Source organism: Nocardioides sp. cx-169, assembly GCF_021083605.1.
Classification (GTDB): Bacteria; Actinomycetota; Actinomycetes; order Propionibacteriales; family Nocardioidaceae; genus Nocardioides.
Genome location: NZ_JAJNRO010000004.1, coordinates 628,913 through 650,408 on the forward strand (window position 1 = coordinate 628,913; position 21,496 = coordinate 650,408).

The 21,496-nt window shown below is 73.5% G+C and carries 25 protein-coding genes; 13 read left to right on the forward strand and 12 right to left on the reverse strand.

The annotated features are described in order from the left end of the window. Positions 1–12: 12 nt before the first annotated feature. Genes LRP67_RS08810 through LRP67_RS08830 form a run of 5 tightly spaced genes read left to right on the forward strand, consistent with a single transcriptional unit; the run spans position 13 to position 3,459 of the window. Entirely contained in the window at positions 13–708 is a 696-nt protein-coding gene (locus LRP67_RS08810) for a hypothetical protein (RefSeq protein ID WP_231269788.1), read from the forward strand. A gap of 4 nt (positions 709–712) precedes the next feature. Further along, entirely contained in the window at positions 713–1,273 is a 561-nt protein-coding gene (locus LRP67_RS08815) for a histidine phosphatase family protein (RefSeq protein WP_231269789.1), read from the forward strand. Between the two features lie 31 nt (positions 1,274–1,304). Further along, positions 1,305–1,940, forward strand: coding sequence for a DUF6758 family protein (locus LRP67_RS08820; RefSeq protein ID WP_231269790.1), 636 nt, complete (start codon positions 1,305–1,307; stop codon positions 1,938–1,940). A 26-nt stretch (positions 1,941–1,966) separates the two neighbouring features. Then, on the forward strand, positions 1,967–2,845 hold the full coding sequence (locus tag LRP67_RS08825) for a PHP domain-containing protein (protein WP_231269791.1): 879 nt from the start codon (positions 1,967–1,969) through the stop codon (positions 2,843–2,845). Further along, complete coding sequence (locus LRP67_RS08830) at positions 2,842–3,459, forward strand: MarC family protein (protein ID WP_231269792.1); 618 nt, start codon at positions 2,842–2,844, stop codon at positions 3,457–3,459. The genes LRP67_RS08825 and LRP67_RS08830 overlap by 4 nt, the downstream gene beginning before the upstream one ends. 4 nt (positions 3,460–3,463) lie before the next feature. Here LRP67_RS08830 and LRP67_RS08835 read toward each other — a convergent pair whose 3' ends face one another. Next, positions 3,464–4,225, reverse strand: a complete 762-nt coding sequence (locus LRP67_RS08835; RefSeq protein WP_231269793.1) for an SDR family oxidoreductase — start codon at positions 4,223–4,225, stop codon at positions 3,464–3,466. Positions 4,226–4,355: 130 nt separating this feature from the next. Between LRP67_RS08835 and LRP67_RS08840 the strand changes: the two genes are divergently transcribed. Together LRP67_RS08840 and LRP67_RS08845 are read left to right on the forward strand one after the other, a co-directional pair. Continuing rightward, positions 4,356–5,144 carry a ParA family protein gene (locus LRP67_RS08840; RefSeq protein ID WP_231269794.1) on the forward strand — a complete coding sequence of 263 codons (789 nt, stop codon included), beginning with the start codon at positions 4,356–4,358 and terminating at the stop codon, positions 5,142–5,144. 4 nt (positions 5,145–5,148) lie between these two features. Continuing rightward, positions 5,149–5,841, forward strand: a complete 693-nt coding sequence (locus LRP67_RS08845) for a L,D-transpeptidase (protein WP_231269795.1) — start codon at positions 5,149–5,151, stop codon at positions 5,839–5,841. On the opposite strand, the gene LRP67_RS08850 is transcribed toward LRP67_RS08845, so the two are convergent. Continuing rightward, a complete protein-coding gene (locus tag LRP67_RS08850; protein WP_231269796.1) occupies positions 5,831–6,232 on the reverse strand; it encodes a hypothetical protein in 402 nt (133 codons plus the stop codon). The genes LRP67_RS08845 and LRP67_RS08850 overlap by 11 nt on opposite strands. Before the next feature lie 67 nt (positions 6,233–6,299). After that, complete coding sequence (locus LRP67_RS08855) at positions 6,300–6,539, reverse strand: hypothetical protein (RefSeq protein WP_231269797.1); 240 nt, start codon at positions 6,537–6,539, stop codon at positions 6,300–6,302. Positions 6,540–6,549: 10 nt separating this feature from the next. Here LRP67_RS08855 and LRP67_RS08860 point away from each other — a divergent pair, with 10 nt between their 5' ends. Together LRP67_RS08860 and LRP67_RS08865 are read left to right on the forward strand one after the other, a co-directional pair. Next, the gene (locus tag LRP67_RS08860; protein WP_231269798.1) at positions 6,550–7,695 is read left to right on the forward strand and encodes a hypothetical protein; all 1,146 of its coding nucleotides are present in this window, start codon (positions 6,550–6,552) and stop codon (positions 7,693–7,695) included. Continuing rightward, on the forward strand, positions 7,692–8,768 hold the full coding sequence (locus LRP67_RS08865) for a hypothetical protein (protein ID WP_231269799.1): 1,077 nt from the start codon (positions 7,692–7,694) through the stop codon (positions 8,766–8,768). The genes LRP67_RS08860 and LRP67_RS08865 overlap by 4 nt, the downstream gene beginning before the upstream one ends. 12 nt (positions 8,769–8,780) lie before the next feature. Here the strand turns inward: LRP67_RS08865 and LRP67_RS08870 are convergent, their stop codons facing one another. Both LRP67_RS08870 and LRP67_RS08875 read right to left on the reverse strand, forming a co-directional pair. Then, complete coding sequence (locus LRP67_RS08870; protein WP_231269800.1) at positions 8,781–9,020, reverse strand: hypothetical protein; 240 nt, start codon at positions 9,018–9,020, stop codon at positions 8,781–8,783. Between the two features lie 31 nt (positions 9,021–9,051). Beyond that, positions 9,052–10,464 (reverse strand): DEAD/DEAH box helicase, encoded by a 1,413-nt coding sequence (locus tag LRP67_RS08875; RefSeq protein WP_374107402.1) that lies wholly within the window; start codon positions 10,462–10,464, stop codon positions 9,052–9,054. Positions 10,465–10,694: 230 nt separating this feature from the next. On the opposite strand from LRP67_RS08875, the gene LRP67_RS08880 reads away from it, so the two are divergent. Further along, positions 10,695–11,408, forward strand: coding sequence for a ferritin-like fold-containing protein (locus LRP67_RS08880; RefSeq protein WP_231269801.1), 714 nt, complete (start codon positions 10,695–10,697; stop codon positions 11,406–11,408). A 4-nt stretch (positions 11,409–11,412) separates the two neighbouring features. Here LRP67_RS08880 and LRP67_RS08885 read toward each other — a convergent pair whose 3' ends face one another. From LRP67_RS08885 to LRP67_RS08895, 3 genes are all read right to left on the reverse strand, one after another. Then, positions 11,413–11,709 (reverse strand): GlsB/YeaQ/YmgE family stress response membrane protein, encoded by a 297-nt coding sequence (locus LRP67_RS08885; protein ID WP_231269802.1) that lies wholly within the window; start codon positions 11,707–11,709, stop codon positions 11,413–11,415. A gap of 82 nt (positions 11,710–11,791) precedes the next feature. Then, positions 11,792–12,013: a DUF3107 domain-containing protein gene (locus LRP67_RS08890; RefSeq protein WP_231269803.1), complete on the reverse strand. Its 222-nt coding sequence runs from the start codon at positions 12,011–12,013 to the stop codon at positions 11,792–11,794. 26 nt (positions 12,014–12,039) lie between these two features. Then, complete coding sequence (locus LRP67_RS08895) at positions 12,040–12,627, reverse strand: TetR/AcrR family transcriptional regulator (RefSeq protein WP_231270020.1); 588 nt, start codon at positions 12,625–12,627, stop codon at positions 12,040–12,042. 234 nt (positions 12,628–12,861) lie between these two features. On the opposite strand from LRP67_RS08895, the gene moeZ reads away from it, so the two are divergent. The 3 genes from moeZ (at position 12,862) to LRP67_RS08910 (ending at position 15,530) form a co-directional block, all read left to right on the forward strand. Further along, the gene (moeZ, locus tag LRP67_RS08900) at positions 12,862–14,088 is read left to right on the forward strand and encodes an adenylyltransferase/sulfurtransferase MoeZ (protein WP_231269804.1); all 1,227 of its coding nucleotides are present in this window, start codon (positions 12,862–12,864) and stop codon (positions 14,086–14,088) included. Positions 14,089–14,217: 129 nt separating this feature from the next. Continuing rightward, positions 14,218–15,120 (forward strand): hypothetical protein, encoded by a 903-nt coding sequence (locus LRP67_RS08905; protein WP_231269805.1) that lies wholly within the window; start codon positions 14,218–14,220, stop codon positions 15,118–15,120. A 92-nt stretch (positions 15,121–15,212) separates the two neighbouring features. Next, on the forward strand, positions 15,213–15,530 hold the full coding sequence (locus LRP67_RS08910; protein WP_231269806.1) for an MGMT family protein: 318 nt from the start codon (positions 15,213–15,215) through the stop codon (positions 15,528–15,530). Here the strand turns inward: LRP67_RS08910 and LRP67_RS08915 are convergent. From LRP67_RS08915 to LRP67_RS08930, 4 genes are read right to left on the reverse strand one after another with little or no spacing between them, the layout of a single operon-like run. Then, positions 15,509–17,902, reverse strand: coding sequence for an SCO7613 C-terminal domain-containing membrane protein (locus LRP67_RS08915; RefSeq protein WP_231269807.1), 2,394 nt, complete (start codon positions 17,900–17,902; stop codon positions 15,509–15,511). The two genes, LRP67_RS08910 and LRP67_RS08915, sit on opposite strands and share 22 nt — an antisense overlap. A gap of 48 nt (positions 17,903–17,950) precedes the next feature. After that, on the reverse strand, positions 17,951–19,348 hold the full coding sequence (locus tag LRP67_RS08920) for a DUF1116 domain-containing protein (RefSeq protein WP_231269808.1): 1,398 nt from the start codon (positions 19,346–19,348) through the stop codon (positions 17,951–17,953). After that, on the reverse strand, positions 19,345–20,778 hold the full coding sequence (locus LRP67_RS08925; protein WP_231269809.1) for an FdrA family protein: 1,434 nt from the start codon (positions 20,776–20,778) through the stop codon (positions 19,345–19,347). Before LRP67_RS08925 ends, LRP67_RS08920 begins: the two co-directional genes overlap by 4 nt. Further along, positions 20,775–21,428, reverse strand: coding sequence for a DUF2877 domain-containing protein (locus LRP67_RS08930; RefSeq protein WP_231269810.1), 654 nt, complete (start codon positions 21,426–21,428; stop codon positions 20,775–20,777). The genes LRP67_RS08925 and LRP67_RS08930 overlap by 4 nt, the downstream gene beginning before the upstream one ends. Positions 21,429–21,496 lie beyond the last annotated feature (68 nt).

The following is a 21,496-nucleotide window of genomic DNA, read 5'->3' on the forward strand; positions in this document are numbered from 1 at the left end:
TCCGGCTCGCCGATGGACATCGACGACCTCGCGCTGAGCCGCCACACCGCGGCGCGCTCGGTGGTCCTGCTTGCCCCCGAGGGCTCCGAGGACCCCGACAGCGAGGTCATCAAGACCCTGGCCGTCGCCAAGCTCGTCGTGGAGCGCCACGACCTGGGCGCGGCGACGTACGGCGACGCGCTGCTCGCCTTCGAGAAGGCGTCGGTCATCGGCCTGATCGAGGACGGCGTCCCCACCCTCAACCCGCCGGAGCTGCCCACGCACGGCGTCCTGATCGGCTGGAACGAGCGCGCGCCGATCATCCTGCGCGAGCTCGACCACTACGCCCCCGCCGGGTCGACGCTGAGCGTCGTGACGTCGTTCGGGACGCCGGAGAGCCTCACGGTCACCGTGGTCGCCGCCTCGACGACGGACCGGGCCACACTGGAGGCACACGTCGTGGCGGAGCTCGACCAGGTGATCGTGCTCTGCTACTCCGACCACCTCGAGGTCCAGGCGGCCGACGCGCGGACCCTCGTGACACTGCTGCACGTCCGCGACATCCTGGGCAGGCTGGGGAGCCCACGCGGCGAGACCGCGATCGGCTACCGCTCGGATGCGCTCGCCGGGGACCACGTGGCAGGCTTCGGTGTCGTGGTCAACCCCGCCAAGTCGCGTACCTTCGCCGTCCAGGACGGCGACCGCGTCGTCGTGCTCGCCGAGAGCTGAGCCGATGTCGACCGAGCTGTGGCTGGTCCGCCACGGACCCACGGAGTGGAGCGAGAACGGCCGCCACACCTCGGTCACCGACCTGCCGCTGCTCCCGCACGGCGAGGAGCTCGCGCGTGGCCTCGCCGGCCCGCTGGGCGAGCAGGACTTCGCGCTCGTGCTGACCAGTCCGCGGCAACGGGCCCGACGTACGGCGGAGCTCGCGGGGTTCGCGCACGCGGAGGTCGACGAGGACCTCGTGGAGTGGGCCTACGGCGACTACGAGGGCGTGACCACCGCGGAGATCCGCGAGTCGGTGCCCGGCTGGACCGTGTGGAGCCACCCGTGCCCGGGTGGGGAGACCCCCGAGGAGGTGGGCGCGCGACTGGACCGGGTGGTGGCCCGCGCCGACGGCTGCGAGGGGCGCACCCTGGTCGTCGCCCACGGGCACTCGCTCCGGGCGCTCACGGCACGGTGGCTCGGCCTGCCGGTCCATGACGGACGGCTCTTCCGGCTGGACACCGCGACCGTGTCTGTCCTCGGCCACGAGCGGGAGAGCCCGGTCGTCCTGCGCTGGAACTCTTGACGCTGTCCGGCCCCGCCAGCACCGTGGTCGCATGTCCCTGTCCGCGGGGTGTCCCCGCTGCCCCGCACCGGTGCTGCACGCGGACGGCCGCTGGTCCTGCCCCGACCACGGCGACGTGCCGCCCCTGTGGCGACCGGCCGAGCCGTCGTACGACGCCTTCGTCGACCACCTGCGCGCCTCCGACGGTTTCCCGACGCTGACCTGCTGGCCGCTCGGGCCCGGATGGAGCGTGACCGACTTCGCGGTCGTGGGGGAGGTGCCTCAGAGCGCCCGGGCGACGATGACCTGCATCTCCGGGACCAGCGCGCACGACGGGCCGGTCGACGTGGTGGTGGTGAGCGAGGAGCCCGGCACCGGTCTGGGCGCCCGGGTCGCGGGGACCCGGCACGACGACCCCGGCGGCGAGGTCGGCGACGGCCCGCCGCTGGTGAAGATCCGCGCCGGCGGCCAGCCGGTGCCGCTCTGGCCGGTCTCGACCAGCGGCGGCGCCGCGGAGTGGGACCGCTCGGTGGTCGCGGGCGAGGCCGGCGGCCGGTGGCTGTGGCTGGTGCTGCGGCCCGCGTCGGCGGTGATGATGCTCAAACCCGACTGGGTGCTGCGCGACCTCTCGACCCTGGGACCCGCCCTGCTCGAGGTGCCGTTCGGAGGTCCCAGCCCGGCGTGGTGAGCGCGCTCACGCCCTAGGCTTCTCGGGTGCGCATCGATCTCCACACCCACTCCGTGGCGAGCGACGGGACCGACACCCCCGCCGCGCTGGTGCGAGCCGCCGCCGCGGCGGGCCTCGACGTCGTGGCGATCACCGACCACGACACCGCGTCCGGGTGGGGCGAGGCCGAGGAGGCCGCCCAGAGTGTGGGGATCGAGCTGGTGCGCGGCATGGAGATCAGCACTCGGCACGAGGGTGTCGGGGTGCACCTGCTCGCCTACCTGCCCGACCCCGGCCACCCGGCCCTCGACGAGGCGCTGAGCAAGATCCTCGCCGGGCGGAACTCCCGGGTGCCGGCGATGCTGGAGCGCCTGCGCGGCCTGGGCGTCGCGATCGAGGCGTCCGACGTACGGCGCGTGGCGCCGGGCACGGCCGCCACGGGTCGTCCCCACGTCGCGGACGCGCTGGTGGACCTGGGCGTGGTGGCCGACCGCACGGAGGCGTTCCGCCGGTTCCTCAACCCGGGCCGGCCGGCGTACGTCGACCGCTACGCCGCCTCCCTGCTCGAGACGATGGACGTGGTCGCCCAGGCCGGTGGGGTCTGCGTGATCGCGCATCCGTGGGGGCGCCACGGGCCGCACGAGCCGGACGAGGCGACGCTCGCGGAGCTGACGGAGGCGGGGCTGGCCGGCATCGAGGTCGACCACCAGGACCACGACGCCCACGACCGGGAGCGGCTGCGCGCGATCGCGGGCAACCTCGGGCTGCTGGTCACCGGCTCCAGCGACTACCACGGCACCGGCAAGCGGGACCACGACCTGGGGTGCAACACCACGGCGCCCGAGCAGTACGCGCGACTGCTCGACCTGGCGTCCGCGGCCGCGCAGCGGTCGGGCCGAGCGGTGCCCGGCGTGGTGCGTCCGTGAGCGGGGTCCTGGACACCGTCCTGTTCGTCGAGGTCTTCGTGACCCTGTTCGTGATCATGGACCCGGTCGGCACGGTGCCGATCTTCCTGTCGCTCACCGGCGGGCGCTCGCCCGCGTCGGCCCGCCGCGCCGCGTGGCAGGCCGTGGCGGTGTCGTTCCTGGTGATCACCGTGTTCGCCTTCTTCGGCCAGCAGATCCTGCAGTACCTGCACATCTCGCTGCCGGCCCTGCAGTGCGCCGGTGGCCTGCTGCTGCTCCTGGTGGCCCTCGAGCTGCTGACCGGGAACGAGAAGGAGCCCACGGCGCAGGTCGGCACCAACGTCGCGCTGGTGCCCCTCGGGACCCCGCTGCTGGCCGGCCCCGGCGCGATCGTGGCCACGATGCTCTTCGTCGAGCGGGTCGACAGCGGGCCGACGTTCGCCGCGGTCGGGCTCGGCGTGATCCTCGTGCACACCAGCCTGTGGGCGGCGATGCGCTTCTCGCTGCCGATCCTCAAGCTGATCCGCGAGAGCGGGGTCCTGCTCGTCACCCGGATCGCGGGCCTACTGCTCTCCGCCATCGCCGTCCAGCTCGTGGCCGACGCGGTCCGGGCCTTCATCGCCGGAGAAGGCTGACGGGTCAGCGGCGGCCCATGGCCTGGTAGGCCTGCAGGGCTCGGTTGGGGACGAGCTTGGTGAGGGCGACGATGGTCTGGTACTGGGCGCCGGGGATCGAGTAGATGCGGCCCTTGTCGAAGTCCTTGAGCGCCTTGGAGACCAGGAAGTCCGCGTCCAGCCACAAGAACCCGGGGGCGGAGCCGCGGCCCACCTCCATCCGCTCGTGGAACTCGGTCTTGGTGAAGCCCGGGCACAGCGTCATCACCGTGACCCCCTGGGCGCGGTACTCGTGGGCGGCCCACTCGCTGAAGCTGTTGACCCACGCCTTCGCGGCCGCGTAGGTGCCCCGGGGGAGGAACGCCGCCACGCTGGAGACGTTGATGACGCCGCCGTGGCCGCGCTCGACCATCGGGCCGAGGGCGGCGTGCGTCAGCCGCAGCACGGCCGTCACCAGGACGTCGAGCATTCCGCTCTCGGTGTCGGCGTCGTTGTCGAGGAAGCGCTGCTTGAGCCCGAAGCCGGCGTTGTTGACCAGCAGGTCGACCGGTCGCGAGCGGTCCGAGAGCCGGGCCTCGACGGTGGCCAGCTGGGCTCGGTCGCCCAGGTCGGCCGGCAGCACCTCGACCTGCACGCCGTACCTCTCGGTGACCTCGGCGGCCACGGCCGCGAGCCGCTCGGCGTCGCGTGCCACCAGGACCAGGTCGTAGCCGCGGGCGGCGAGCTGGAGGGCGAAGGTGTGGCCGATGCCGGCGGTGGGCCCGGTGACGAGCGCGGTGGAGGACATGAGGGCCAGTAAACCGCCTGGGTGCACTGCCGGGGGCGAGCGGCACCGGGCGCGGCCCAGCCCCGCCGTAGCCAACCTCACGGGGCGCGGCGCGCCGCAAGGCCGGCGCGGTCCGGCATGATGGGTGGTGATGAGCAAGAAGCGGACCACCACGCTGGCCGTCGCCAACCAGAAGGGCGGCGTCGCCAAGACCACCTCGGTCGCGTCGATCGGTGCTGCCCTGGCCGAGCTCGGACATCGGGTGCTGCTGGTCGACCTGGACCCGCAGGCCTGTCTGACGTTCTCGCTCGGTGTCGACCCAGAGGACCTCGAGCTCTCGGTCCACCAGGTCCTCACCAAGGGGCTGGACCCGGCCGAGGCGATCCTCGAGACCGAGGACGGCGTGGACCTGCTCCCCGCGACCATCGAGCTGGCCCGGGCCGAGGCCGACCTGCTCACCCGTACCGGCCGCGAGCACGTCGTGCGCGGCGTCATCGAGGACCTCGCCGCGAAGGGACGGGGCTACGACTGGATCTTGCTGGACTGCCCACCGTCGCTGGGGGTGCTCACCGTGGCCGCGCTGACGGCCGCCGACGGCGTGCTCATCCCGCTGCAGTGCGAGACGCTGTCGCACCGCGGGGTCGGGCAGCTGCTCGACACCGTCCACGACGTACGCCGCTTCACCAACAAGGGGCTGGCCGTGTGGGGCGTGCTGCCGACGCTGTACGACGGCCGGACCAACCACGCACGCACCGTGCTGGACACGATCTCCGAGACCTACGACCTCGAAGTCGTGGAGCCGCCGATCCCCAAGACGATCAAGTTCGCGGAGGCCCCGGCGGCCGGACGCTCGATCCTCGCCACCAGCCGCTCCAGCAAGGGTGCGACCGCCTACCGCGACGTGGCCGCCAACCTGGTCGAGCGCGCCAAGCGGAGGTGATCCGATGAGCAGGCACCGCGCCGAGGTCCGCCCCCGCTACGGGCGGATCGGCATCCTCGGCTCCTCGCTCGCCGTGACCCTCGTCGCCGTCCTCGGCGGCACCGGCATCCTGCCCTCCACGGCCCACGACACCGACCCCCGCGACCTGGTCGGCCGCGTGTCCGAGCGCGTCACGACTCCCGACGATCGCAGCTCCGAGGCATCCCGCTCCGACTCGCGGGCCGAGGCTGCGGCCCGCCCGGAGGCCGCCACGCCGTCCCCGGATCCGGCCAGGCTCGCACGGCCGGCGACGGCCCTGCCGAGCGACTCCGGGAAGGGCAAGCGGGTGGTCTTCAGCGAGAGCCGCCAGCGGGTGTGGCTCGTGGACGAGAGGGAGCAGGTCGTCTCGACCTACGCGGTCTCGGGCAGCGTCTACGACAACCTCGACCCCGGCACGTTCGAGGTCTACTCGCGCTCCGAGGACGCCACGGGCATCGACGACTCCGGCACCATGAAGTACTTCGTGCGCTTCACCCAGGGAGACGCGGGCGCGGCGATCGGCTTCCACGACATCCCCGTGCTCGACGGCAAGAGGGTCCAGAGCGTCGCCGAGCTCGGCACCCCGCTCTCCCACGGCTGCATCCGCCAGCGGCGCTCCGACGCCCTTCGCCTCTGGCGCTTCGCGCCGATCGGCACCACCGTCGTCGTCACCTCCTGAGCGGGCCCAGCCCGGCCCTCACCAGCATCCGCTCGACCCGCTCGCGCTCCAGGTCCCGCCTGGTCCCCGGCGGGTACGACTCGAGGCTCTGGTCGAGGTCGAGGCCCCGGCACGCGGCGACCAGCACGTCGTCGTACGCCGCCAGCCAGCCGCGCCTGCGGGCGACCGGGGTGCCGGGCGGAGCGTCTCGGAGCGCCGATCCGATCCGCCACAGGTCCGCCGCGATCTGCTCGATCGGCGCGGCGGTCGGGGTCGGCCGCGGTGCGGCCGCCCAGCCGAGCCGTCGGCCGAGCGCACGCACCTTCGCCAGGTGCGCGTCGGCCTGGGGAAGCATCCAGAGCAGGACCAGGACGGCGACCACCGCCGCCCCCTGGACCAGGACGAGCCCCATCCCTCGATGATCGCCCCGGCCCGCTGCCGGATCAAGAGCGGCCTGCCGCGGGTTGAGAGACCGCGGATCAGGGCTGACTGGTGACGACCTTGCCCAGGGCGAGCCCCTCGCCGACCCGCGCGAGCGCCTGCGGCACCTGCTCGACCGAGCGCATGAAGTCCAGCTTCCCTGCGTTGTCGACGCCCGTGACGTGCGCGCCAGCCCGCTTCGCGAGCTGGATGGCGAAGGAGCCCGAGCCGCCTCCTGCGCCAAGGCCCCCGGCCCGGGGGATGGCACGGCTGGTTTCACGCGCGCCGGCGTGGGGCACGGTGCAGCGCATGGACAACGACGGGTCACCCGGACCGGACGAGCCCGCCGAGTCGAAGCAAGCGCCAGGTCGGCGCTCCCTGTGGCGCGTCGTCGTCGTGCTGACCGTGGTGGTGCTCTCGCTCGCCGCCACGCTGGTGGCCGTCCGCGCGCAGGACTCGCGGCCGCGGGCCGCGGTGGGCGACGTCTTCGGCCACCCCTTCTCAGAGGACCCGCTGCCGCACCCTGGGGAGGTGCTGCTCCCGTGGGCACGCATCCAGGTGGCTGCGGGCCAGGTCAGCGAGGAGCTCCCGGACCTGTTGGGCGCCGAGCCCACCGTCCGTGCGCCGGAGGGCGGGAGCTTCGTGCGTGTCGAGGTGAACCTCGCGGAGGACTACAGGATCCCGCTGAGCGCGGTCTCCGCGGCGTACGTCGGCGACACCGAGATCGTCCTGCGCGCCGACGGCCGCGACTACCCCCTCTCGGTCCCGGGCGGGCTGAGTATGGAGCCCAGCGGCCCTCTCCAACAGGATGGAGGGCGCTGGGTCGCGGTCGAGGGCGAGCCGGAGGAGCTCGAGGTGCTCGTCACGGTCGCGGGGCTGACCCAGGTCGTCGACGCGGCCGACGGCTCGGTCGAGGCGGGGCGAGCGGCCGGCCTGGGGGCACTCCCCTCGCCCGAGGAACTGCGCGGCCTCCGCGGCACGCCCTGCGGCGAGCCCCGCCGCCTCGACCGCGCCCCGGTCACCGTCCACTACCTGCCGGGGCTGGAGTGCCGGGTCCAGCTCACGCTGCGGACGCCGTACGTCGACGGCCTGGGGTGGGCCGAGACGGGGCGCGAGTTCGTCGTGGTCCACGTCGTGCGACCCCGTCGGCTCTCGCTCGTCAGCGGACGAGGGGACGCGGCGCAGTACTGGGACAGCAGGCTCCGCTTCGCTGCCCGTCTCGCCGGTAGGGAGCCTGTGGCGCCCGAGGTGGACGTCAACGACCTCAGTCGAGGAGGACTCACCCTGCTGGATCCCCAGGACCCGACGCAGGTGGTCTTCGAGGTCGGCGAGGGCGAGCCGCTCGGTGACCTCACGCTCGACCTGCTCGCCGACGCCAGCCTGGGGGAGCCGTTCGTGACGCGCCGACACGAGGTGCGGTTCCGTTGGACGGTGCCGGGCGGGGAGCTCCCATGACGACGTCCTCCGTGCCGGCCGAGCGAGGTCGTTCGGTCGCGATGGTCGCGATCGCGGCGCTCGCAGTCGCCGCCCTGGTCCTCGCCGTGCTCGTATGGCGGGCGCTCGCCGGCGACGCGAGCGAGACCGCCGACGTTGGCGAGAAGGTCCCCCTGCGGGTCGAGCCCTACGGCCGCGAGATCACGGTCCGGCTGCCCGGCACCGACCTCACATTCGTCGTCGGCTCGCCGATCGACGCCGTCGACCACGAGATGCTGGACGTCGAGTACGACGACCCGCGATGGGACGAGCGTCAGGATCTCAAGGCCCCCGACGCCGGCACCCTGGTACCGCTCGGATGGAGCTTCTTTGCGCCGGCTGGGCTCGTCAGCGATGGGGACCCGGCTCCGATCGAGCTGCGTCTGGTCGCGGGCGACCGCACGGTCGAGCTCGACAGCGTCGACCTCGGTGACGACGACGTGGTCTCCTACGACCCCCGCGCACTCGCGGTCGGTGTCGACGGCGACCTGGACGTCACCGACCTGGGTCTCGAGGTGGAGTACGACGGCCTGACCCAGACCGTCGACGTCGCCACCGGGAAGGTCGATGCCGGGGTGGCGCAGGTGCTCTACGACGAGGAGCGGCGCCTCACCGCCGGCTGCACCGAGGTGGAGGACTGGTGCGCGCTCACCGCCGACCCCGCCTCGCCGCTGCGCCCCCGCTCAGCCACCTTCACGGCGTCCGACGTCTCGCTCTATCCCTACGACGCCGAGCTCGGCTGGGCCGACGACGGCACGCTCTGGGCCGCGGTCCGGCTCCAGCTCCTCGGTGTCGACTCTGTGCGCAACGCCGCCGGCGACTCCTGGACGGTCGGTCGCCACAGCCGGCCGGGGGTGTCCCTCGACGGCGCGCAGCCAGTGCTCCGGGAGGGCCTGGAGGGAGACGCGTACGACTCCTACGGCCGCGTCATCTTCCGGGTCGACGCGGACGCCGAGCCGCGTGAGCTCGCCGTCAAGCAGGTGCTCACGGTGAGCGGGCCAGGGGATCGACGACTGCCGGTGGACGCACGCCGTCCGCTCACGCCGGTCGGCTGACCCGGCCTCGCCCTACTCGCGCGGGCGCTGGGGCTCGGGCCGCTCGTAGTCGTCGGGCTCGCGATCGATCATGAAGTTCGGGTCCTCGTGGATCTTCTCGACCATGTGCTGCAACCAGGCCTCGTCCTTGGTCTCGATGTCGCGCTCCGCCAGCTGCTCGCGCAGGTAGGAGAGCAGGTCGGACTCGCCGGAGGACTTGGCGATCGAGGTCGCGTCGACCGCGGCCTGGAGGTTGGCGTCGTACGTGGCCATGCGGAACTCCCGAGGGATCGAGGGGTGAGGGTCAGACAGGCTGCTGCGTGGCGTCGCCGCCGGCCGCACCACCGCCACCGCGCGAGCGGCGGCGCCGGTTGCGGCTGCGCGGGGCGCCCGAGGTCTCCTCGGAGCCGGACTCGGGCGCGGCTGCCGGGGCCTCGGTGGACGCGGACTGCTCGTCGGCGGCGCCGCTGCGGGTGCGGGTGCGGGTCCGGTTGCGGTCGCGGTTGCGCGCGGGACGATCGCCGCTGCTGCGACGCTCGCCGCCGCGCTCACCGCGCTCACCGCGGTCCTCGCGGGGCTTGCGCTCCACCGGCGCCGGGTCGACGATGCGGCCCTTGGTGCCCGGCGGGATGCCCTGGTCGTGGTAGAGGTGCTCGGAGGTCGAGTACGTCTCCTGCGGCTCGTCGAACGGCAGGTCGAGCGTCTTGTTGATCATCTTCCAGCGGTGCAGGTCCGCCCAGTCCACGAAGGTGATCGCGATGCCCGAGGCGCCGGCGCGACCGGTGCGGCCGATCCGGTGGACGTAGGTCTTGTCGTCCTCGGGGCAGGTGTAGTTGATGACGTGCGAGACGCCGGCGACGTCGATGCCGCGAGCCGCGACGTCGGTCGCCACGAGCACCCGGATCTTGTCCTCGCGGAACTTCGCGAGCGCCTTCTCGCGTGCCACCTGCGCCATGTCGCCGTGCAGGGGGCTGGCGCTGAAGCCGCGCTCGGCCAGGTCGTCGGCGACGCGCTGGGCCTGACGCTTGGTGCGGGTGAAGACGATGATCTTGCCGGCGTCCTCGGCCTGCAGGATGCGGCCGATGATCTCGGGCTTGTCGAGGTCGTGGGCCTGGTAGATGAACTGCGCGGTCGCGGGCACCATCGTGGTGTCGTAGGACGACTCGGCGCGGATGTTCATGGGGTGGCGCATGTGGGTGCGCGCCAAGGCCACGATCGCTGCCGGCATGGTTGCCGAGAACAGCATCGTCTGCCGGGTCTCGGGGGTCATGCTCAGCAGCCGCTGCACGTCGGGAAGGAAGCCGAGGTCGAGCATCTCGTCGGCCTCGTCGAGCACGACGGCGTGGACGTGGGAGAGGTCGAGCGCCCTGCGGTTGGCCAGGTCGATCAGCCGCCCGGGAGTGCCGACGACGATGTCGACGCCGGACTCGAGGGTGTCGAGCTGGGTGTCGTAGCCGACGCCGCCGTAGACCGTCAGGACCCGCAGGCCCAGGTCCTTGGAGGCCAGGTGCAGGTCGTTGGAGACCTGGAGCGCGAGCTCGCGGGTCGGGGCGACGATCAGCGCCTGGGGCTTGCCCTGCGGCAGGTCGGCGTAGGCCGGGTCGGTCGACACGACGCTGCGCTGCAGCACCGGGATGCCGAACGCGAGGGTCTTGCCCGTGCCCGTGCGGGCCTGTCCGATCAGGTCGGTGCCCATGAGCGCCACCGAGAGGGTCATCTCCTGGATGGCGAAGGGGGTAGTGATGCCGGCGCGCTCGAGGGCGTCGCAGATCTCGGGCAGGACGCCGAGCTCGCGGAAGGTGGTGGTGGTCAGTGTCTTTCGCTTTCGTGTGGGATCAGCCGGTAGCCGAGTCGATGTCGGTTGCGGCCAATTCACACTCAGCCGCGCACATACGGGGCGCCGTCAGGCGGGCGCTGCCGTGTCAACTCTATCGGTAGGGTGCGGCCATGCCCGCATCTCCGGTCGAGCCGACCGACTCCGCCCTGTCGGTCGCGTTCGACGACCCCGTCTACCGCGAGGCGGTCGTCGACCTGCTGGGCGTGGTGTCCTACGGCGAGATCTCGGCCTTCGAGCGCCTGGCCGAGGACTCCAAGCTCGCCCCCACCCTCGAGGACAAGCTGGCGCTGGCCGAGATGGCCTCGACCGAGCTGGGCAAGGTCGCGCTGCTCCACGGCCGCATCGCCGAGCTGGGCGGCGACCCGTTCGCTGCCATGGCGCCGTTCCGAGTGCCACTCGATCTCTTCCACGCCCACACCGCGCCGTCGGACTGGTACGAGGGCCTGGTCAAGGCCTACGTCGGCGACGGACTGGCCAACGACTTCTACCGCGAGATCGCGGCGTACCTCGACCCGGCCACGCGCGACCTCGTCGTCTCCTCGGTCGACACCGCCGGCAACGCCGCGTTCGTGGTGGACCGGGTCCGCGAGGCGATCGCGGCCGACCACCGCCTCGGCGGCCGGCTGGCCCTGTGGGGTCGGCGGCTGATGGGGGAGGCGCTGATCCAGGCCCAGGGGGTCGCCGCCGAGCGGGATGCGCTGACCGCCCTGCTCGCCGGCGGCGTCGACCGGCCCGGCCTCGACCTGGCCAGCATCGGGCGGATGTTCACCCGCCTCACCGAGCGCCACGCCGAGCGCATGGCCGACCTGGGGCTCGCCAGCTGAGCCTTCAGCGGCGCGCGGGCGTCCCGCTGCGGCCCGTGACCGCGGCGGCGATCATCACCAGGAGCGCGGCGACGCCGATCTGCCAGACGTGGCGCCACCAGTCGACGCCGTTGGTGCAGTTGTTCATGTCGCTGCAGTCGAACAGCGCGGCGTACAGGTAGCTGCCGATCAGGCAGCCCGCGATGCCGCACAGGATCGTGAGCCAGAGCGGGATGTTGTCGCGGTCGCCGGGCGCGACCAGCTTCCCGAGCAGACCGATGATGGTGCCGGCCACGAGCGTGATGATGATCGTCCAGAGCATGACGGAGCCTTCCGCTAGGAGTCACTAACGGAGTGCGGTACCCGGTCGGGGCCGAGTGCAGTCGTCGCTGCGCTCGGTCGGCTCAGCTCCGGAACCCCACGTGGCCGGTGGTGGACCGTCCGATCTCGACGTAGGCGAGCTTGGCGCCGGGGACGATGATGCGGCGGCCCTTCGTGTCGTTCAGCGCGAAGACCCCGTCGCCCGAGATCGCGTCGGCGACGAGCTTCTCGACCGCCTCGGTGCTCTCGTCGGTCTCCACGACCAGCTCACGGGATGCGTACTGGACGCCGATCTTGACCTCCACAGGTCGTCTCCTTCTGCTCGTGCTTCTCAGTGCTCGTCGGTCTTGGGGTAGCCGCGGATGCCGCGCCAGGCGAGGGCGGACACGAGGGCGGCGGCCTCGCTGCGGCCGATGTCGCCGGCCTCGCTCAGCCAGAACCGCGCGCTGACCTGGGCCATTCCCACCAGGGACACGGCCAGCAGGCGCGACGCGGGGTCGGGTAGGCCGGTGTCGTCGTGGATGACGTGGGCGATCAGCGCGGCGCACTCGGAGGTGACCCGGTCGACGTGCTCGCGCACCGCCAGCTCGTTGGTCAGGTCGGACTCGAACACCAGCCGGAACGCGCCGCTGTCGTTGGCGACGTACTCGAAGAACGCGTCGACGGCCGCGCCGACGCGCAGCTTGTTGTCCTGCGTGGACTCCAGCGCCACCCGGCAGTTGTCGATGATCTGGTCGCAGGACACGTCGAGCAGCGCGAGGTAGAGGTCGAGCTTGCCCGGGAAGTGCTGGTAGAGCACCGGCTTGGAGACCCCCGCCCGCTCGGCGATGTCGTCCATCGCGGCCGCGTGGTAGCCCTGCGCGACGAAGACCTCGAGCGCGGAGGACAGCAGCTGGGCGCGGCGTTCGCGCCGCGGCATCCGGGCACCCCGGGGGCGCGGTCCCGCGACGTCGTACTGCCCTGAGCTCACCGCGTGCTCCCTCTTGCCGCCTGGTGCCGAGACGTCGAGTTCATCGACGAGGCGAGCGTACCCGCCGGTCCCCGCGGTCCGGATGACGGGACGCGGTGGGGGCGGCTCAGGACGGCCGGGAACATGGCAGGAGGCCCCGGCGTTGGGCCGAGAGCACCCCCACCCTGCACCGAGGAGTACGCCGTGAGTTTTCCCGCGCTGGTCGAGCCTGCCGACGAGCTGAGCATCGACGAGGTCCGTCGCTACAGCCGGCACCTGATCATCCCGGACGTGGGCATGACGGGGCAGAAGCGGCTCAAGAACGCCAAGGTCCTCGTGATCGGCGCCGGCGGTCTCGGCAGCCCGGCCCTGCTCTACCTCGCCGCAGCTGGTGTCGGCACCCTCGGCATCGCCGAGTTCGACACCGTCGACGAGTCCAACCTGCAGCGCCAGGTGATCCACGGCGTCAGCGACATCGACAAGCCCAAGGGACAGTCGGCCAAGGAGTCGATCGCCGAGATCAACCCCTACGTCAACGTGGTCCTGCACGAGGAGCGCCTCGACAACGACAACGTGATGCAGGTCTTCGAGGGCTACGACCTGATCGTCGACGGCACCGACAACTTCGCGACGCGCTACATGGTCAACGACGCGGCGTACTTCCTGAAGATCCCCTACGTGTGGGGCTCGATCTACCGCTTCGACGGCCAGGCGTCGGTCTTCTGGCCGCACGCCACCGACGAGAGCGGCGAGAGCGTCGAGGCGCCGTGCTACCGCTGCCTCTACCCCGAGCCCCCGCCGCCGGGCATGGTCCCGAGCTGCGCGGAGGGCGGCGTGCTCGGCGTGCTCTGCGCCCAGATCGGCTCGATCCAGGTCAACGAGGCGATCAAGGTCCTGACCGGCATCGGCGACCCGGCCGTCGGCAAGCTCGTGATCTACGACGCCCTGGAGCTGGAGTGGCGCAAGCTCAAGGTGCGCCGCGACCCCAACTGCGCGCTCTGCGGCGAGCACGCGACGGTCAGCGAGCTGATCGACTACGACGCCTTCTGCGGCGCCATCTCGGACGAGGCCGCCGACGCGGCCGTCGGCTCGACGATCTCGGTCGTCCAGCTCGAGCACATGCTCAAGGAGCGCGAGGAGGGCACCCGCGACTTCGTGCTGGTGGACGTGCGCGAGCCCAACGAGTACGAGATCAACCGGATCCCCGGCTCCGTGCTCATCCCCAAGGGCGACTTCCTCAACGGCAGCGCGCTCGAGCAGCTCCCCCCGGTCGACGCCGGCAAGCAGGTCGTCATGCACTGCAAGTCCGGGGTGCGCTCGGCGGAGACGCTGGCCGTCGTGAAGGGCGCCGGGTACGCCGACGCCGTGCACGTCGGCGGCGGCGTCGTGGCCTGGGTCGACCAGATCGACCCGAGCCAGCCCTCGTACTGAGTCCTCCGCTGCGGGATCTGCGCCCGGGTAGTCAGAAATGACTACCCGGGCGTAACCCGTTCGGGGGGTCCGACGTTGGACCGGGTACACCAGCTCTCGGCGCCGTCGCCGAACGCCCAGGAGGACCCGATGGAGATCGTCACCCGGACCACGCGGCTCACGGCGCTGGGCGCCGCCGTGGCCAGCGCCGCACTGGCCGCCGCGATGACCACCGCCCCCACCGCTCAGGCCGCTCCCGAGGGCCCTGATGGCTCCGTCGCCGTGGCCTGGGCCCCGGCCGACACCGCGGCCATCACCCCCGGCGTCCAGACCAACACCGCCGGCAGCGGTCAGTGCACGGCCAACTTCGTCTTCACCGACGCTGCCGGCAGCGTCTACGTCGGCCAGGCGGCGCACTGCGCCAGCACCGGCGAGGCCACCGACACCGACGGCTGCCTGGCGCAGTCGCTGCCCTTGGGCACCCGGGTCACCTTCAACCGAGGAGGCTCCCTCGTGGGCGCCGGTGAGCAGGTCGGTGCCGGCACCCTGGTCTACAGCAGCTGGCTGACGATGCAGGCCCGCAGGGAGTCCGACCCCGACACCTGCGCCTACAACGACTTCGCCCTGGTGAAGGTCGACGCCGAGGACGTCGCCAAGGTCAACCCGTCCATCCCCTTCTGGGGCGGGCCGAACGGCGTCAACACCGCCGGCACCGCGACCGGGGACCACGTCTACAGCTTCGGCAACTCCGGCATCCGCGCCGGCATCGAGCAGCTCGGACCCAAGGCCGGCGTCAGCCTCGGCGCCGACGGGGGCGGCTGGACCCACGCGGTCTACACGCTGACCCCGGGCGTCCCCGGCGACTCCGGGTCGGCGTTCCTCGACGCGGAGGGCAAGGCGCTCGGCACGCTCTCGACGCTCGCGCTCGCCCCGCTGCCGGCATCGAACGGCGTCGGCGACCTGGGCCGCGAGCTGGCCTACGCCCAGCAGCACGGCTCCCTCTCCGGCCTCGCGCTGGCCCACGGCACCGAGCCGTTCTCTCCGATCCTCTGACGAGGATCCACTGACGGGGGTGACACTGAGTGGCCCCGTCCGCCTCGGCGGACGGGGCCACTGCCCTTCCACCCACCGATAGGTTGCCGTCCATGCCGGACGCCGAGGAGTATGCCGAGGCGGTGCTGCGCGTCGTCGAGCGGATCCCGCGCGGCCGGGTGACGACGTACGGCGCGATCGCCGACGTGGTGGGCGGCGGGCCGCGCCAGGTAGGCGCCGTCATGTCGCGCCACGGTGGGCCCGTGCCGTGGTGGCGGGTGGTGCGCGCCGACGGGTCCCTACCGCCGAGCCACGAGGACGAGGCCCGGCAGTGCTACCTGGAGGAGGGCACCCCGATACGCCGCTCCGGCAGCGTCGACATCGTGGCGGCCTTCTGGTCGCCGAAGGCTCAGCGCAGGCGCTCGAGGTAGGCCGAGGCCTGGCGCAGCTCGACCAGGCGACGCTCCCACGTCACGCCCACGACCGTGAGCAGCGCGCCGGCGACGCCGAGCACCACCCACTGCGGCGTCTCGGCGACGTACGGCGCGAGCTCACGGGCGGCCAGGACGGCGCCGGCCGTGGCGCCGACGACGAGCGGGGCGCTCCAGCGCAGCCGGGTGCCGGCGAGGACCAGGGTCAGGCAGCCGGCGCCCAGCAGCACCGCGCGGGGCGACACGGGGTCGCCGGCCAGGACCCACAGCAGCGTGGGGAGCGTGCCGAGCACCAGCCCGGGCGTGAGCGAGGCACCGGTCGACGCGTCCGGGTCGCGCCGCACCCGGCGCAGGCCGACGAGCATGAGGACCACCGCGAGCGGCAGCGTGTAGGCCTCGGGCGCCTCGACGCCGAGGTCGGCGAGGCGCACCCAGGTGGCGAGCAGCAGCAGGGCGCCACCGGGGACGGCCAGGGGCCGGCGCCGCTCGTGCACCAGGCTGGTCGCGGTCACCAGCACGCCCGCGACGGTGAGGTGCAGGCTCGCGGCCGTGGCGGTGTCATGAGCGGCCACGAGGCTCGCGCCGGCGGCCGTGGCCGCCGCGACGGCAGCGGAGGCCTCGAGCTCCACGTGCGGGCGAGCGATCGCGAGCAGGCCCACCACGACGAGGATCGGGACGGCCCGGTCAAGGACCTCGATGCCGGCCAGTCCGGCGGCCGACCACATCAGCGCCGCGAGGGCGCTCGGCAGCAGCAGGTCACCGAGGGGTTGGGACTCCGGTGCCCAGCCCAGCGCCAGGAGGGCGACGGCGGCCGCCGTGAGCAGACCGAGGTCCACGGTCACCAGCACCTCGCTGCCTCGCGCCGCCACCAGCGACACGGCCAGGCCTCCTAGACCGACGAGGGTCTCGGGCGCTCCGGTCTCACGCCGCAGCGAGTCGGCGACGAGCCCCGCGCCGGCCAGGGCGAGCGCCGTCACGACCGTCCACAGCGGGACCGGGTACAGCGCGAGCGTGCCCACGCTCGCGGCGGCCAGCGCGGCGGCGCCGGTCACGAGACCTGCGGTGCCCCGGGTGCGCGGGAGCCAGGCCGCGACGAGGACGAGGAGGGCGGCGACCGACGGCACCAGGAGGGCCGGGTTGGCCCACGGAGCGGCGTCGCTGAGGAGGACGGCGGCGCCGTCGACCTGACCGGCTTCGAGGACCCGCAGCGCCGCCTCGGTGGCGAGGGTGGCCGCGACGACCGCGACCGGGACGGCCGCGAGCGTTGCCGGGACGCGCGCGACGACCGACCACGCGCGCGGGAGCGCGAGGGAGAGACAGATCCAGGTCACCAGGAGACCGAGCGCGACCACGGCCACCGTGGTGACGCCATCGTCGACGAACGGCACGGCGAGGGTCAGCGACAGCATCGACGCGGCCGATGCGACGGCGGCGACGGCGGTCTCGCGGGCCCGATGCAGGACCAGCGGCAGCAGCACGAGCGCGGAGGCGGCCAGCAGCGCCCAGCCGGGACCGGCCCAGACGGAGGCGAACGTGATGACGCCGGTGTCCGTGGCGGACAACGCCGACGAGGTGAGGACGATCCACGAGACGGTGGCGCCCACGACAGCCGACCACATCAGCGGGGTCAGGGTCGTGCGCTGGCCGAGACCGGCCAGCCCGGCGAAGACCAGCACGACGGCCGTGGCCAGCCACAGCGACCCGTCGGTGAGGTCGAACGCCGCCATCGCGGTCACGCCGACGCCCGCCACCGTGGCGAGCTGCGGGGCGACCAGGCGGGTGGGGAGGAGCGCCAGGCCGAGCGACACGGTCGCCACGGTGGCTCCGACGGCCAGCGCCAGGCCGGGTGCGGAGCGCTCGCCGAGCCAGCCCGCGTTGTCGGCACCGACCACGTCGAGCACCAGCAGGCCGAGCGAGACGGCCGTGAGCGCCTCCCCGGCCACCCTCAGCCGGCGGCGGGCGAACCACGTGCCGGCGGCGCCGGCCGCGGCGGTCAGCGTCACCAGGACCGCCGTACGGCCACCGACGCCCAGCCACGACCAGGCCACGGCCAGGAAGATCACGGCCGCGACGAGCAGGCAGAAGGCCCCCAGGCCGAGCAGGATCTTGGGCACTGACGCCGCCCGGACGCCGGTACGGCGAGCGGCCGCGCGCGGCATCGGGCCGACGGGCGGCACGAAGGACGCCGCGGCCGGGGCCGCGCCGACGGCGCGCAGCCGGGCGAGCAGGTGGTCGGCGTAGGTCAGCGTGGCGAGCAGCTCGGCGGCGACCGGATGGGTCAGCGGGAGGTCGCACGAGGGGCAACGCTCGGCGCCCGTGGGCAGGCTGGCGCGGCAGTCAGGGCAGGCGGAGGGGTCGCCGTAACGGGTCATGCCCCCAGTCAGCCCGCTCGGGCACTCGCGTCGCGCGTGGCGACGGACTCAGCCGTCCTGAGCCCGGGTACTCAGCTCGGCCAGCCGGGCCAGGGCCTGGGGAAAGATCTCGGCCGGCGGCGTGACCAGGCCGGCGCCGACCTGCCCAACACCGGCGAGCCTGCCGGCCATGCCGGTGTTGATCTGCGGCAGGATCCCGGTGCGACACACACGGCTCACGTCGATGCCCGTGGGCGTCCCCTGGAACTCCAGCACCGGCACCGACCAGCGGGGGTTCTCGGCGAGCGTGATCTCGTGCATGCGGCGGGTCGTGGCGAGGGCGTCGGGCACGCTGCCGCCGACCAGGCGCACGATCGCAGGGGCGGTCGCCATCGCGAAGCCGCCGAGCCCGGCGGTCTCGGTGATGGCGGAGTCGCCGATGTCGGGGTTGGCGTCGCCGGGGCCGTAGTCGCCGAGGTAGAGGCCGTCGGCGACCTGCGCCGGGCCGGTGAACCATTCGCCCCCCGTGCCCGAGACCTGGATGCCGAAGTCGGTGCCGTTGCGCGCCATCGCGACCACCATCGTCGAGCCCGGTACGTCGCGGGCCGCGTCGAGCGCGAGCTTGCAGGCCGGCATCGCGAGGTTGAGGAAGAAGTGGTCGTTGCCGCCCACGAACCGCAGCACCTCGGCGACGTCGCCCGCGTCGCTGCCGCTGGTCGCGAGCGCCGGGGCGAGGTCGCGCAGCAGCATGAGGGTGCCGGCGCGGTTGCGGTTGTGGGCCTCGTCGCCCATCTGCAGCATCTGCGTGAGGATGCCGGTGACGTCGACGGGCCCCGTGTCGTCCGATGTGGCCCGGACCGCCGTACGCAGCGCGGGGCCGAGGACGTCGCCCATCCAGCGCAGGCGGGTGAGGACGTCGGGGGAGTAGGCGCCGTAGCGCAGCACCTTGCCGAGGCCCTCGTTGAGCGAGCAGTGGGTACGCCGTCCGGTGGCCCGGTCCTCGAGCGCGAACATCCACATGCTCGGCGTGACCACGCCGGCCATCGGGCCGACCGCGCCCCGGTGGTGACAGGGCTCGAGGGAGACGGTGTCGCCGGACTCGAACAGCGCGACCGCGTCCTCCGGGTCGTCGACCAGTCCCTCGAGCGCGGCGCCCGCCATGAGCCCGCCGCGCAGCGGACCGGAGGCGCGGTCCCAGGTGATCGGTGGTCCGGCGTGCAGGAACTCGCCGCGCTGCAGCCCCAGCACCTCGGAGGCCGGGCCGACGTCGACGAGGTGGGCGGTGACGGCGAGCATCGCCGCGACGGCGCGCGCGTTGGCCTCGGAGCGCCGAGGGTCCAGGGCGACCGCCGCCAGGTCGGCCTCGGTGCCGGGCATGGGAGGGCGCCAGTCGACGCGGGTGACGTCGACGGCCTGTGCCTCGACCGCGCCGGCCAGTAGGTCGGCTCCGGTGCTCACGACCCTCATCGGCCGGCTCCCAGGATCTCGAGGGCGCGCCGGGTCGCGCGCGCGTTGGAGAGGTGGACCTCGGCGTCCGCCTCCACGAGCAACCGGACCTGGCGGTCCAGGTCCTGCGGGTCCTGGGCGGTGCCGACCACGCAGGCGACGACCGGCTGGCTCACGTCGGCCAGGGCAGTGTTCAGGAGCGCCGCGGGGTCGGGCTCGGCGCCGTGGCCGAGCACGACGTCGAGCAGGATGACACCCGTGTGCGGGTCCTCGGCGGCTCGGGCCAGGTGCTCCAACCGCAGGGTGGGGTCGATCATCGGGTGTGCGCGCCCTGAGGTGTAGGCGTCGTCGCCGAAGTCCACGACGCCGTGTCCGTCGCCGTGCAGGTCCGCGAGTGCGCTCCCCACCACGCCGAGCGTCTCGGCGGCGATCTGTCGCGCCTCGCCGGCGAGGGTGCCGCCCACGAACAGCCCGCGCAGCAGCTCCCCGCCGACCGGTCGCGAGGTTGCTGACGGGTCAGCGGGGGACAGGTCCGGGAGGGGGCGGGAGAGGCGTCGCAGGACCCGCTCGGCGGCGGCGGTCAGATCGGGCTGGCCGGGCCCGAGGAGCGCGAGCTCGACGGGGGTGGCCAGGTCGGCGGCGTACTCCTCGATCGCGGCGGCGACGTCGGGCGCGGGCGGCTTGGAGACCACGACGATGAGCTCGACGCGGTCGTCGGCGTCGAGGCGACGCAGGGCCTCGCGGGTGGCGAGTCCACCGACCTCGGCGCCGAGGTCGCGGCCGCCGACACCGAGCGCCGAGGTGACGCCGACGCCGGCGTGGTCGAGGAGCGCGAGCAGCTGCTGGCAGCCGGTGCCGGACGCGGCGACGATGCCGACCGGGCCGGGGGACACCACGTTGGCGAAGCCGAGGCCCACGCCGTGCACGATCGCCGTGCCGCAGTCGGGGCCCATGACCAGGACGCCGGCTGCCTCGGCCGCGCGCTTGAGGACCACCTCGTGCTCGAGCGGGACGTGGTCGCTGAAGACCATCACGTCGCGGCCGGCCTCGACCGCGTCCATCGCCTCGACGACGGCGCTGGGCCCGGGCACGGACACCAGGACGACGGCGTCGCCGGCGTCACGCAGCGCGGTGGCGGTGGTGCGGTGCGGCGCCACCTCGGCGGCGCCCGCGGGGCGGCGGGTGTCGTCGTCGAGCGCCCGGTCGACCCCGGCGAGAATGGCGTCGAGGGCCGCCGGGTCCTCGAGACGTACGGCGACGACCAGGTCGTTGACCCCTGCCTCGGCCGGGACGGCGAAGCCCATGCCCTCGAGCACCTCGATGTTGAGCGGGGTCGCCATCGCCACCTGGGCCGCGGCCACACCGGGCAGCCGGGCCACGGTGCGGCTCACCTGGAGCAGCGTCACCGAGTCGGCGTACGCGCCCGGGCGAAGCTCGACGTGGGTGCTCATGCGGCCAGCGCCCGACGGGCGCCCTCGAGCAGCCCGGCGCCCGACGAGCCGCCGACGCGCAGCAGGGCCGCCTCGGCGGCCGCCGCCGCAGGAGTCCCCCAGGCGGCCAGGAGGGCCGCGACCTCGGGCAGCACCTCGCCGCGCAGCGCGCACTCCAACAGCGTGGCCGAGAAGACGGTGGTCCGGGGCAGCAGCCGGATCACCTCGGCGTCGAGGCTCTCGGTGCTGTGGTCCGCGGCCCGGTGGGCGGCGAGGTAGCCGCAGATGACGTCGTCACCGTACGGCGTGAGCCCGCCGCCGCGGCCCAGCAGGGCCCCAGGGTCGACCGGGTCCGCGGTGAGCCGCCGCGTCCGCACGGCGACGCTGGTCTGGACCAGTCGCCCCACCACGACCGGCACCCCGTCGAGGTGCAGGACCCCCGCGAGGGCCGAGGCGGACCGGACGTCGGGCAGCGCCGGGAGTCTTGTGCGCAACGCGCAGGGCACCTGCCACGCGTGCCGCCCGACCACGCCCAGCGCGCGCTCGCCGAGCACGACGTACACGGCGTGCCGCCCGGTGTGGAGCAGTGGCAGTGGGCCGTCAGGCGCCTCCCGGAGCCGCGCTGCCACGCGGGCCGGGGCGGCGGCCGGGATCGGTCGGGGCCGGGTCACGGGCCAGACGCTACTCCGCAACTTTGCGGCGTAGGTCCTGTCCGTCAGGGCCCGGAGGGTGTGTCATA